The sequence below is a fragment of the Streptomyces sp. NPDC016845 genome, from assembly GCF_044332585.1.
GTDB lineage: Bacteria > Actinomycetota > Actinomycetes > Streptomycetales > Streptomycetaceae > Streptomyces.
The window spans coordinates 254,849-267,223 of record NZ_JBIRPI010000009.1; the positions used below are offsets into that span (position 1 = coordinate 254,849).

A 12,375-nucleotide genomic window follows, 5' to 3' on the forward strand; every position below is an offset into this window, starting at 1 on the left:
TGTCATGGACGGGAGTTGTCACGATGCGGACAGCGAGCCGTCCGTAGACCGCACCGAGGGCATCGTACCTGCGGGGGCCCGGTCGGCCGTAGGGCGCGGCGGCGTCGGATCGGCGCGGGGAGGCCCGCGGGCGCGGGATTTCGCGCAGGTGAGCACGGTGGGGATTGGTGACCCAGGGTAAGCGGTGAGCGGCCCGGCGCGGATCGACGGGGACATTGCGGGCAGAACGAAGCCCCCGATCACGGGGGAACAACCGGGGGCTTCGCGTCTGCCGGCGGCCCCGGAAGGCCGCTCATTGGAAACGTAAGTCCTGTACGGCCCCCCGGTCAAGCAGAGTTGAGGCACTCGGGGAAAGTGGCGGAAGGCCGTATCGGGGGCGTCAGCGCACCGCTGGCGGTTCCTCACCCTGTGTGACGGCAGGGTGGTTGCGCAGCGCCCCGCCAGGCCCCACGCGCACCTCGTACCCCGGGTGGCACTCCCGTACCAATTCCTCCGCGAAGGGGCGGGACGGGTCCCGAGTGAAATGCTCGCGCTCCGCCGGTATCCAGCCGTCCCAGAAGGCGTCCTGCGCCGCGCCGTCCCTGGCCCGCCCGCGCGCCCACGCGGCCTCCCGCGGCAGATCCATCCACACCAGGCGCGCCAGCGAGGGCCGCAGAGCGCGCCGGCCCGCGCCCACGCCCTCCACGAGGATCACCTCGGCGGGCGCCAGGACGCGCACGGCGTCGAAGCGGCGGGCGTGCCAGTCGTAGGTCTCGTAGTGCGCCGCGTCGCCCCGGGAGAGGGGAGCGAGTACCTGTTCGCACAGCCGGTCCGTCCAGGCGAAGAGGGCGTCGTGGCTCGCGATGTCGTCCAGACGCAGCACCGGCGCCCCGCCGAGCGCCTCGGCGAGCCGCGCCGCGAAGGTCGACTTCCCCGAGCCCGCGTGCCCGTCGATGCCGACGAGACGCACGGGGCCGCACGAGGGCGGCAGCCGGCGGAGGCGGTCGGCGTACGGGGCGAGGGGCACGGGCTGGTGGTCCACAGCCGCCAGGTTACGCGGCGACCAGGCCGGGTTTCACATGCGCCGCCGCAGGTCATTCCAGTGGTGGAGACCAATATTGGTCCGGCGACAGGCCCCGAAACGCTGGTGGAAATCGCGTCACCGCGGCCATAGTTGGCGCACTGTTTCACCTGAACCGCGGCGAGCCGCACCGGGCCCGCACCCGGTGCGCCCGCACCGCCCGCCCGACCCGCCCGACCCGTCCGACCCGTCGACTGGGGGACCACCCGATGACCCGACCCGATCAGGACTCCCGTCCGGCCCGCAGAACCGTGCTCGCCGCGGCCGCGGGCGTCGTCCTCGCCGCCGCGACGGCCGCGGGCACCACCGCGCAGGCAGCGGCGGGCCCGTCCGCCGCACGAAAGAAGGCCCCCGCACGCCCGGTGGACAACGTGGACAACGTGGACAACCACACCTGGACGACGTACACCGACTGGCGCTCGGGCACCGCCAAGGGGACGCGCGCCGTCTCGGGCGCCCGCCCCGGCGTGACCCTCGCCAAGGCGGCCGGCACGCTCACCTACACCGACCCGCACCTGAACAGGACCTCCGACTGGGAGTACGCCACGTGGACCTCGCCGGTCCACCGCCTGAGCGTCCCCGCCACCGAGGTCATCGCCTCCTGGAACGCGCACACGCCGCCCGGCACCTGGATCCAGGTCGAGCTGCGGGGCACGTACTCCGACAAGACGAAGACGCCCTGGTACGTGATGGGCCGCTGGACCGCCGGGGACGACGAGATCGTCGACATCCGCCGCACCTCCGTCGACGACCAGAGCGACGGCAGATCGAGCATCTGGACGGACACCTTCTCCATCGACGACGCGGCCTCGGGCCTGCGGCTCGTCTCCTACAGCCTGCGCCTGACCCTGCTGCGCGCCCCCGGCGCCAAGGATGCCCCGACCGTGTGGCGGCTCGGCGCGATGGGCTCGGACGTGCCGGACCGCTTCACCGTCCCGGCCTCCACCCCCGGGCTCGCCAAGGAGCTGGACGTCCCGCGCTACTCGCAGGAGATCCACGCCGGCCAGTACCCGCAGTACGACAACGGCGGCGAGGCCTGGTGCAGCCCCACCTCCTCGCAGATGATCATCGAGTACTGGGGCCGCAAGCCGACCGCCGCCCAGCTCGCCTGGGTCGACCCGTCCTACGCCGACCCGCAGGTCTGCCACGCGGCCCGTCACACGTTCGACTACCAGTACGAGGGCTGCGGCAACTGGCCCTTCAACGCGGCGTACGCGGCGACGTACAAGGACCTCCAGGGCGTCGTCACGCGCCTCTCCTCCCTGACGGACCTGGAGACGCTGATCGCGGCCGGTATCCCGGCCATAACGTCCCAGTCGTTCCTCAAGGAGGAGCTGACGGGCGCGGGCTACGGCACCTCCGGGCACCTCATGACGGTCATCGGGTTCACCGCCGAGGGTGACGTGATCGCCAACGACCCGGCGTCGCCGAGCGACCCGGAGGTGCGGCGCGTCTACAAGCGGGCCGAGTGGGAGACGATCTGGCTGCGCACGAAGCGCTACAACGCCTCCGGCAAGGTGGCCTCCGGCACCGGCGGCGTCTGCTACCTGTACTTCCCGGCCCACCCGACCCCGAAGCAGCGCAAGGCGCTGGCGGCGGTGGGGGTGCGCTGATCCGGTCCCGGAGGCGGGCATGACCGACGTGTCGGCGCGGGTCCCCGTGGTCCGCGCGTGACCAAGGTCTCGGCCGCGAAGCGACATTCCGGTGGCAAGGTGGTAAGTGCACCGCCCACGAACCCAGTGAGTGAGACCCCCATGACCGCAAGCTCCGTAGCCGCCTCCGCAGCCAGTCAGGCCCCCGCCGCCGCGCGCACGCGCACCGGTGGCCCGCAGGAGGACGGCCCGAAGATCCTCGAGCACCTCATGGGGTGGACCTTGGTGGTCGTGCTCGCGATGTTCGTCACACAGGCCGGCCTGATGTGACCGCTGCGACGACAGCCGTGAGGGGCGGGGCCCGGAAGGCCGGGCCCCGCCCCTCATGCGTACCGCTCTCGCGTGATGGCTAGCTGACGGCCTTGATCAGCTCACCGCTCGCCGTGTCGCCGGACAGCTCCCACAGGAACGTGCCGCCGAGACCCTGCTGGTTCTTGTAGTCCATCTTCCCCGCGATGGTCTGCGGGGTGTCGTAGCTCCACCAGTCGCTGCCGCAGTGCGCGTACGCGGTGCCGCCGACCGTGCCCGTGGCGGGGCACTTGGTCTTCAGCTCCTTGTAGTCGTCGATGCCGGGCTCGTACTTGCCCGCGGCCGGGCCGGTCGCCGTGGCGCCCGGCGCGTCCTGGGTGACGCCGGTCCAGCCGCGCCCGTAGAACCCGATGCCGAGCAGCAGCTTCGAGGCGGGCACGCCCGCGGCCTTCAGCTTGGCGATGGTGGCGTCGGTGTTGTACCCGTCCTTCGGGATGCCGTCGTACGCCTTGAGCGGGGAGTGCGGGGCGGTCGGCCCCTGGGCGTCCCACGCGCCGAAGTAGTCGTACGTCATCGGGTTGTACCAGTCGACGTACTGGGCGGCGCCCGCGTAGTCGGTGGCGTCCAGCTTGCCGCCGTCGGAGGCGTCGGCGGGTATGGCGGAGGTCAGCAGGTAGTCACTGCCGAACTTCGCGCGCAGCGCCGCCATCAGGTTCCTGTACGCGTCCCGCCCGCTGGTGTCGCAGGTCAGGCCGCAGGCGTTGGGGTACTCCCAGTCGATGTCGATGCCGTCGAAGACATCGGCCCACTTGGAGTTCTCGACCAGGTCGTAGCAGGACTGGGCGAACGCGGCCGGGTTCTTCGCGGCCTCCGTGAACCCGCCGGACCAGGTCCAGCCGCCGAAGGACCACAGGATCTTGAGGTCCGGGTGCTTCTTCTTCAGCTTGAGCAACTGGTTGAAGTTGCCGCGCAGCGGCTGGTCCCAGGTGTCGGCGACGCCGTCGACGGACTGGTCGGCGGTGTACGCCTTGTCGGTCGCCGCGTAGGCGTCGCCCATGGTGCACTTGCCGCCCTGGACGTTGCCGAACGAGTAGTTGATGTGCGTCAGCTTGTCGGCGGACCCGGACGTCTCGACGTTCTTGACGTGGTAGTTCCGGTCGTAGACGCCCCACTCGGTGAAGTATCCGACGACCTTCGAGCCGGCGGCCCTGGTCTGTGCGCCCGCGTCCGCCTGGGCGGCCGCGCTGCCCGCGGAGGCGAGCAGGCCCGCGCCGAGAACGGCGGAACAGGCGGCGGCGGCGAGCGCCTTGAGGGGGGTGCGGGGGAGAGGTGATCTGCGCATGGTGTCTCCTCGTGGGGGAGGGGGACATGGGGGCTGTGGGGGGTGACATGAACGCGCTGAGTCGGCGAACGGAACTGACAGTAGGAGGACTAGACCAGTGCGGTCAATGGTCCGGACCAATTTCCGTCGCATCTTCAACTGGCGACCCCACGCCCACACTTGGGCGCAGTCTGCTCAGTAACCCCGGGAGCCGCTGAACTGCCCCGTCCGCACCGTGGGCGCCACGAGCCGCGCCCACTCGGGGTCGTGCCGCCCCGGCAGCGTCTTCCCGTACTCGGCCCAGGTGGCGAGGAGGGCGCGGTAGAGAGGCGGGTCCTGGGGCGCCTGGTGGGCCAGGTGCGCCTGATGAACCGATTCTGCGAAGTGGGGTGCGGGAACGGGTGAGAGGCCGCGCCTGCGCCGCCCGGTGGGCGCCGTGGCGGGGGTCTGCGTCGGGGTCATGCCGGACCAACGCGCGGCGCCCGCCGCGGGTCACCCGCATCGGCAATCGGGCGTCCGTTCGCGGAATCACCGGAGTCGCGAGCCGCCGGGGTGCGCAGTGTCGCCGTACACCTATCCCGCTTCTCGTCAGCTGACGTACCGTCAGCTCGCAGGTTCCGGTGTCTGACCGTCTGACCTCCGGAGGAGGACGCATGGCCCAGGACGACCGACCCGTCGCGTTCGACGAGTACCCGGTCCATCAAGTACCGCTCTCGATGAAGCACGTCGCCACCAGCGACCGGAACGCCTACGACCGCTGCATCTTCCATCTCTTCGACCCCGAGGGCGAGTTCCTGCTCATCCTGGGGCTCGGCGTGTACCCGAACCTCGGAGTGACCGACGCGTACGCCACCTTGCGCCACGGCGACACCTTGCACGCCGTCCGCGCCTCGGACGCGCTGAGCGACGAGACCCGGACGCGGATGGAGGTCGGCCCGCTGCGGATCCTCGTGGAGCGGCCGCTGAAGGACTTCCTCCTGACGTGCGCCGCCGACCCCGGGGACCCGGACGCGCTCGCGTACGAGATCGGCTGGCACGCCGACTTCCCCGCGCTCTGGGAACCGCACCACACCCAGCGCCGCGGCGCCCGCCTCACCCTGGAGGGCAAACGGTTCGTGCAGGCCGGACGGTGCGACGGGCGGCTGCGGATCGGCGGACGCGAGATCGAGTTACGCGGTTGGACCGGAACCCGCGACCGCAGCTGGGGCGTGCGGCCCGTGCCCGGCGAGGAGGGCGGCCGGCTCGCCGCCGAGCACCCCGCCGAGGGGTTCCACTGGGTGTGGGCGCCGGTCCGCTTCGAGGACCGGTTCCTGATGGTGGTGGTGCAGGAGGACGCCGACGGGTACCGCACGCTGAACGACGCCACCCTGGTCCGCGAGGGCCACCGTGACCGCCAACTCGGCTGGCCGCGCGTCGACATCGGCTACCGCCCCGGCACCCGCCGCCCGCGGAGCGCGGTCATCCACCTCACCGACCCGGCCGGCCACAAGCCCCTCGAACTCGGCGTCGAGGTCCTCACCTCCTCGCCCCTGGCGCTGGGCGCGGGCTACCCGCCCGCCGACGACTGGCAGCACGGCACCTGGCAGGGCCGCGGCTGGAGTGACCGCCGCGCCTACGACCTCTCCGACCCCGCGGCCCACCCCCGCGCCGCCTTCGGGGTGACCGACCACGCCGCCCGCTTCACCCTCGACGGCCGCGTCGGCCACGGCATCTTCGAGCACGGCAGCTTCGGCCGCCACGACCCGAGCGGCTTCGCCGGGTTCGACTCGGTGGCACCCGAGCGTCCCTGAGCCTCATCCCCTGAGCCCCGTTCCGTCGCGGGTTCCGTCGCCCATTCCGTCGCCCGTTCCGTCGCCTGTTCCGTCGTCATCGGAGGGAGTCCGGTCATGGCCGGCGCACCGCGCCCCCGTACCTCCACACGTGAACCCGAGGAGATCGCCCGCCGCCTCACCGCCTGGCTGGGCCGCAGCCTGCCCGGCGCGAAGGCGGTGAACGTCACCGTCCCCGCCTCCAACGGCATGTCCAGCGAGACCCTGCTGTTCGACATCGAACATCCCCGGCCCCCGGTCAGGGCGTGCGCGCTGCGGCTCGCCGCGGACCCGTCGGCGTACACGGTCTTCCCGGTGTACGACATGCCACGCCAGTACCGCACGATGCGGCTGGCCGCGGCCCGTGCCCGGCTGCCGGTGCCGCGTGTGCTGTGGCTGGAGGAGGACCCGACGGCGCTCGGCGCGCCGTTCTTCGTGATGGAACGGGTCGCCGGGCGCGTCCCGCCCGACGTGATGCCCTACACGTACGAGGGAAACTGGCTGCACGCGGCCACGGATGACGAGCGCGCCCGTCTGGAGGACGCCAGCCTCCGCCTGCTCGCCCGGCTGCACGACGGAGTGCCCGCGGCCGAGGCGGACTTCCTCGCCCTGCCGGGCGACGGCACCCCGCTGCGCAGGCACGTCGAAGGCCAACGCGCCTACTACGCCTGGGTCGTCGACGGCCTCGCGCGCTCACCCCTCATCGAGACCGCCTTCGAGCGCCTGGAGGAGCTGTGGCCGCGCGACGAGGGCGAGCCGGTCCTCAACTGGGGCGACGCCCGCATCGGCAACATCGTCTACGACGGGTTCGCCCCGGCCGCCGTCCTCGACTGGGAGATGGCGGCGCTCGCCCCGCGCGAGGTCGACCTCGGCTGGACGATCTATCTGCACCGTTTCTTCCAGGACCTGACCGAGAGCTCCGGCCAGCGCGGACTGCCCGGCTTCCTGCGCCGCGACCACGTCGAGGCGCGCTACGCCGAACTCACCGGCCACACCCCGCGCGACATGGACTTCCACACGCTCTACGCGGCGCTGCGGCACGCGATCGTGATGCTCCGCGTCGCCCACCGCCAGGTCCACTTCGGCGAGACCGCCGTGCCCGACGACCCGGACACGCTGATCCTGCACCACGGCAGCCTGCGGGCCATGGTGCAGGGCAGGTACTGGACGAACCTCGGATGAAGTAAGGGACGGGACGGGGCGCGGCTCAGGCCGCGGCCCGGCGGTGCGGCTGGACCGGCACGCTCAGCGGCCGCGAGCCGGGCCCGCCCACGTGCGAGAACGGCTGCATGCGCCAGTCAAGGCCCTGAGGCAGCGTCAGGAGCAGGGCGGTGTCCTGCTCCTGCGCACCGACCAGCTCGTCGGCGGGCCGTGCGTCGGCGGCCGACCGTCCCGTGCCCGCGCAGACGGTGAGTCCGAACGGGTTCCAGGGCGAGGCGCACAGCGCGTGCTCCGGCAGGACGTCCTCGTCGGCGAGGAGCGCGATGGGCTGCGCGCAGTCCGGGCACAGCACCCGGTACATCTCGAACGTGTCGTAAGAGTCGGCGTCGGCGTCGGTGCCGGCGTCCAGGCCGATGGCCTCCTCGTCGAAGACGTCGCGTTCGACGCCCTCCGGCTGGGGCTCGGCGACCGTGCGCTTGCGCTGACGGGTTGCGGGGCGTCCGGGACGCTTCACGTTCTGCATGGGAATCTCCCCCTCGGGTGGGCCGACCAGGAACCGCGGCCACGACCACAGCAAGCACTTCCCTCCCCGCCCGCGCGGTAATCGCTTCCCATGTGAGGACACGGTCGGAAGTGTGTGGTCTTCGTCACATGCCGCTTGCGTGTGCCCGGGGCGCGGTAGGCGAAGGGGCCGCACAGGGCCGATCGCACGGCTCCGAGGTACCCGGGGCGATCACGGGCCTGTAGGTTCTGGCGCATGGAGGAGCTCGACCGACAGATCGTGCAGCTGCTCGTCAAGGACGGGCGGATGAGCTACACCGACCTGGGCAAGGCCACGGGCCTGTCCACGTCGGCCGTGCACCAGCGGGTGCGCCGCCTGGAGCAGCGCGGCGTGATCCGCGGATACGCCGCGGTCGTCGACCCCGAGGCGGTCGGCCTGCCGCTCACCGCGTTCATCTCGGTGAAGCCGTTCGACCCGAGCGCCCCCGACGACATCGCCGAGCGGCTCGCGGGCGTCCCCGAGATCGAGGCGTGCCACAGCGTGGCCGGGGACGAGAACTACATCCTCAAGGTCCGCGTGGAGACCCCGCACGAACTGGAGAACCTGCTGGCGCGCGTCCGCTCCCTCGCCGGCGTCTCCACGCGCACGACGGTCGTCCTCTCGACACCGTACGAGGCGCGGCCCCCGCGCATCTGATACGAGGCAGGGTCTCCGCGGAGCTGATACGAGGCAGGGTCTCCGTGGAGCTGATGCGAAGCGGGGTCTCCGCGGAGCTGATACGCAGGCGGGGCAAGAGCCCTTCTGCCGACAAAAGGGACCCCGGCACGCGCGCGTAGCGGCCCGCGCGGGAGACTGTCCCCCATGAGCACGCCCCCCAGCACCCGTACCGTTCTCCTCCGGCGCGGCGAGGTCCACAGCCCCGCCGACCCCTTCGCCACCGCGATGGTGGTGGAGGCAGGACACGTCGCCTGGGTCGGTTCGGAAGGCGCGGCGGACGCGTTCGCGGACGGCGTGGACGAGGTGATCGACCTCGACGGCGCCCTGGTCACCCCGGCGTTCACCGACGCCCACGTCCACACCACCTCGACCGGCCTCGCCCTCACCGGGCTCGATCTCACGGCCGCCCGCACCCGCGAGGAGGCCCTCACCCTCGTACGGGAACACGCCGAGGCCCGCCCCACCGACCGGGTGCTGCTCGGCCACGGCTGGGACGCGGCCCGCTGGCCCGACACCCGCCCGCCCTCGCGCGCCGAGCTCGACGAGGCCACCGGCGGCCGCCCCCTCTACCTCTCCCGTATCGACGTGCACTCCGCGGCCGTGAGCACCGCGCTGCTCGACCTGGTCCCCGGCGTCCGGGACCGGGCCGGATACACGCCCGACGAGCCCCTGACGCGCGACGCCCACCACGCCGTGCGCGCCGCCGCCCTCGGCGCCGTGGGGCCGCAGCAGCGCACCGAGGCACAGCGCGCGGCCCTGCGCCACGCCGCGTCCCTCGGTATCGGCTCGATCCACGAGTGCGCGGGACCCGACATCTCCTCCGAGGACGACTTCACCGGGCTGCTCGACCTCGCCCGCTCCGAGCCGGGCCCGCGCGTCGCCGGGTACTGGGCCGACCGCGACATCGAGCGTGCCCGCGCCCTCGGTGCCCTCGGCGCGGCCGGCGACCTCTTCGTGGACGGCGCCCTCGGCTCGCACACGGCCTGCCTGCACGCGCCCTATGCCGACGCCGAGCACACCGGCACCGGTTACCTGAGCGCCGCCGACGTCGCCGCGCACGTCGTCGCCTGCACCGAGGCGGGCCTCCAGGCCGGGTTCCACGCGATCGGCGACGCCGCCGTCACCGCGGTCGTCGACGGCATGCGCGCCGCCGCCGAAAGAGTCGGCCTCGCGCGCGTGCGCGCCGCCCGGCACCGCGTCGAGCACGCCGAGATGCTGACCCCCGAATCCGTCGCCGCCTTCGCCGAGTTCGGCCTCACCGCGTCCGTGCAGCCCGCCTTCGACGCGCTGTGGGGCGGTGAGGACGGCATGTACGCCGACCGCCTCGGCGCCGGACGCGCCCGCACCCTCAACCCGTTCGCGGCTCTTCTTCGCGCCGGGGTCCCGCTCGCGTTCGGCTCCGACAGCCCGGTCACCCCGCTCGACCCGTGGGGCACCGTCCGCGCCGCCGCCTTCCACCGCACGCCCGAGCACCGCGTCTCCGTACGTGCCGCGTTCACCGCCCACACGCGCGGGGGATGGCGCGCCGTCGGGCGCGACGACGCCGGGATCCTCGTTCCCGGGGCCCCCGCCGACTACGCCGTCTGGCGCACCGACGAACTGATCGTGCAGGCCCCGGACGACCGGGTGGCCCGCTGGTCCACCGACCCGCGCTCCGGCACCCCGGGGCTGCCGGATCTCTCGCCGGGCGCCCAACTGCCCGTCTGCCTGCGGACGGTGGTCTCCGGTCAGCCCGTCTTCGTAGGGCTGGACGAGTGAGAAACCGGGGCGGCGCGCGGCCGGTTCCGGGCGCCCCCGGTCCCCGCAGACCTGCGCATCCTCGGCCCTGACCAGCCGTCTTCACAAAGAGGTGCAGGTGGGACGGCTGTTGACAGACCGCGGCAGGGGGCGGGTAGGTTCGGCCGGGTCCACCACCTTTCGCCCGACCGCGCAGACTGAGCGGTGATAGAACGCAGTCCGGCGCCCGCGCCACGGGGCGCTGGAACGTTCCGGCCGGTCGGCGAGGTGCGACCCGGGTGGGGCCCGGGCGTTCAGTAGACAACGGCTCTCGGTCGACCCGCAGCCAGCGGGCCCCAGGTCGGCCCGAAGGACGCCCGGCCCCGATCCGCAGTGTCGGCCCGGCCTGCGGAGTACCAGGTCATGTGGCGAAGCCACCTGCTCTAAGGTAGGTCCCCTTGTGCACTGAGGCACTGCCCTCAGGCAACGCACTGAAGTGCTGCGTGTAGTTCTAAGGGGAATTTGTGAGCGACGGCGGTGGGCGCGAGTTCGGCCCTCTCGGTACGGCTTTGGTGATCATTCCGACCTATGACGAGGCGGAGAACATCACGGCCATCGTCGGGCGGGTCCGGGCCGCGGTGCCCGACGCCCACGTACTGGTCGCCGACGACAACAGCCCCGACGGCACCGGCAAGCTCGCCGACGAGCTGGCCGCGGACGACGACCAGGTCCACGTCCTGCACCGCACCGGCAAGGAGGGCCTCGGCGCCGCGTACCTCGCCGGTTTCGCCTGGGGCATGGAGCAGGGGTACGGCGTCCTCATCGAGATGGACGCCGACGGCTCCCACCAGCCCGAGGAGCTGCCCCGGCTGCTCACCGCGCTCAAGGGCGCGGACCTGGTGCTCGGTTCGCGCTGGGTGCCGGGCGGACGAGTCGTCAACTGGCCCAAGTCCCGCGAGTTCCTCTCCCGCGGCGGCTCCACCTACTCCCGGCTCCTGCTCGACGTCCCGATCCGCGACGTCACCGGCGGTTTCCGGGCCTTCCGCCGCGAGACCCTCGAAGGGCTCGGCCTCGGCGACGTGGCCTCGCAGGGTTACTGCTTCCAGGTCGATCTCGCGCGCCGCGCCGTGAAGGCCGGCTACCACGTGGTCGAGGTCCCCATCACGTTCGTCGAGCGCGAACTGGGTGACTCCAAGATGAGCAAGGACATCGTCGTGGAGGCCCTGTGGCGGGTCACCACGTGGGGCGTGGGCGCGCGGATGGGCAAAATGCTCGGCCGCCCCTCCGACGGATCCTCCGATCCCTCAGGGCCCTCGGAGCGGGTCTGAGCGGCCTCCCGCCCTCCCGCCCTCCGCTTGAACGCCGCTTACGTCACTCGGACGGGTCCCCAGGCACACTGGAGGCATGACCACAGGCACACCCCCCAGCAACCAGTCCACCGGCGTCCGGCGCTCCCGGGTCCGCAGGTTCCTGCCGCTCGCCGTCGCCGCGTGGGTGGTCCTGGAGATCTGGCTGCTGACGGTGGTGGCGGGCGCCGTCGGCGGCTTCACGCTCTTCCTGCTCCTGGTGGGCGGCTTCGTCCTCGGTGCCGCCGTGATCAAGGCGGCCGGGCGCCGCGCCTTCCAGAACCTGAGCGAGACGCTCCAGCGCCGGCAGCGGCCGGACGCCGTGGAGGCGGGCGAGCAGCGTTCGCAGGGTAACGGGCTGCTGATGCTCGCCGGTCTGTTCTTGATGATCCCCGGGCTGATCTCGGACGCCCTCGGCCTGCTGCTGCTCGTGCCGCCGGTCCGTACGGCGCTGAGCCGCTACACGGAGCGGACCATCGAGCGGAAGATGAGCGAAGCCACCAGGGGCGCGTTCGGCGCCGGTTACGGGCAGAGCCGCGGCGGCGGCCCGGCCGGCGGCACGGGCACGGTGATCCAGGGCGAGGTCGTCCGGGATGACGACGAGAAGCCGTCGAACGGCCCGGACGGATCGCAGCAGCGCCCGCCGATCATGCCGTCGTAGCAGCAGGGCAGGCCCCGAGCAGGGCGGATCCTGGGCAGGGCCGACTTCGGGCAGGACGGAAAACGGCCGGGGCCGGACACACACCGAGTGTGTGCGGCCCCCGCCCCCAAAAAAGTTTACGTGGACCCAACCGAAACCCCGACATCGGGCTGTAACACCCGTTGAACCCCAAAATAAAAAAA

12 protein-coding genes are annotated in these 12,375 nt (G+C 72.3%); 8 read left to right on the forward strand and 4 right to left on the reverse strand.

Annotated features, from left to right (window positions below; translation table 11 throughout):
- Positions 1-379: 379 nt before the first annotated feature.
- Entirely contained in the window at positions 380-1,021 is a 642-nt protein-coding gene (locus ACH4RC_RS23610) for a uridine kinase (RefSeq protein ID WP_398204152.1), read from the reverse strand.
- Between the two features lie 248 nt (positions 1,022-1,269).
- Between ACH4RC_RS23610 and ACH4RC_RS23615 the strand changes: the two genes are divergently transcribed.
- The gene (locus tag ACH4RC_RS23615; protein WP_398204155.1) at positions 1,270-2,673 is read left to right on the forward strand and encodes a peptidase C39 family protein; all 1,404 of its coding nucleotides are present in this window, start codon (positions 1,270-1,272) and stop codon (positions 2,671-2,673) included.
- Positions 2,674-2,814: 141 nt separating this feature from the next.
- Complete coding sequence (locus tag ACH4RC_RS23620) at positions 2,815-2,982, forward strand: SCO1431 family membrane protein (RefSeq protein WP_398204158.1); 168 nt, start codon at positions 2,815-2,817, stop codon at positions 2,980-2,982.
- A 79-nt stretch (positions 2,983-3,061) separates the two neighbouring features.
- Here ACH4RC_RS23620 and ACH4RC_RS23625 read toward each other — a convergent pair whose 3' ends face one another.
- Both ACH4RC_RS23625 and ACH4RC_RS23630 read right to left on the reverse strand, forming a co-directional pair.
- Positions 3,062-4,303, reverse strand: coding sequence for a glycoside hydrolase family 18 protein (locus ACH4RC_RS23625; protein WP_398204159.1), 1,242 nt, complete (start codon positions 4,301-4,303; stop codon positions 3,062-3,064).
- A gap of 174 nt (positions 4,304-4,477) precedes the next feature.
- Entirely contained in the window at positions 4,478-4,744 is a 267-nt protein-coding gene (locus tag ACH4RC_RS23630) for a hypothetical protein (protein WP_398204161.1), read from the reverse strand.
- Positions 4,745-4,935: 191 nt separating this feature from the next.
- On the opposite strand from ACH4RC_RS23630, the gene ACH4RC_RS23635 reads away from it, so the two are divergent.
- Positions 4,936-6,072: a hypothetical protein gene (locus tag ACH4RC_RS23635; RefSeq protein ID WP_398204164.1), complete on the forward strand. Its 1,137-nt coding sequence runs from the start codon at positions 4,936-4,938 to the stop codon at positions 6,070-6,072.
- 96 nt (positions 6,073-6,168) lie between these two features.
- Positions 6,169-7,272: a phosphotransferase family protein gene (locus tag ACH4RC_RS23640; RefSeq protein WP_398204166.1), complete on the forward strand. Its 1,104-nt coding sequence runs from the start codon at positions 6,169-6,171 to the stop codon at positions 7,270-7,272.
- A gap of 25 nt (positions 7,273-7,297) precedes the next feature.
- Here the strand turns inward: ACH4RC_RS23640 and ACH4RC_RS23645 are convergent, their stop codons facing one another.
- Positions 7,298-7,774, reverse strand: coding sequence for a hypothetical protein (locus ACH4RC_RS23645; RefSeq protein ID WP_398204168.1), 477 nt, complete (start codon positions 7,772-7,774; stop codon positions 7,298-7,300).
- Between the two features lie 234 nt (positions 7,775-8,008).
- Between ACH4RC_RS23645 and ACH4RC_RS23650 the strand changes: the two genes are divergently transcribed.
- The 4 genes from ACH4RC_RS23650 to fxsA all read left to right on the forward strand — a co-directional run bounded on the left by ACH4RC_RS23650 (position 8,009) and on the right by fxsA (position 12,193).
- Entirely contained in the window at positions 8,009-8,449 is a 441-nt protein-coding gene (locus ACH4RC_RS23650) for an Lrp/AsnC family transcriptional regulator (protein WP_018534770.1), read from the forward strand.
- A gap of 165 nt (positions 8,450-8,614) precedes the next feature.
- On the forward strand, positions 8,615-10,228 hold the full coding sequence (locus tag ACH4RC_RS23655; protein WP_398204171.1) for an amidohydrolase: 1,614 nt from the start codon (positions 8,615-8,617) through the stop codon (positions 10,226-10,228).
- Between the two features lie 482 nt (positions 10,229-10,710).
- Positions 10,711-11,514 carry a polyprenol monophosphomannose synthase gene (locus ACH4RC_RS23660; RefSeq protein ID WP_398204173.1) on the forward strand — a complete coding sequence of 268 codons (804 nt, stop codon included), beginning with the start codon at positions 10,711-10,713 and terminating at the stop codon, positions 11,512-11,514.
- A 76-nt stretch (positions 11,515-11,590) separates the two neighbouring features.
- A complete protein-coding gene (fxsA, locus tag ACH4RC_RS23665; protein WP_398204176.1) occupies positions 11,591-12,193 on the forward strand; it encodes an FxsA family membrane protein in 603 nt (200 codons plus the stop codon).
- The last annotated feature ends 182 nt before the right edge of the window (positions 12,194-12,375 follow it).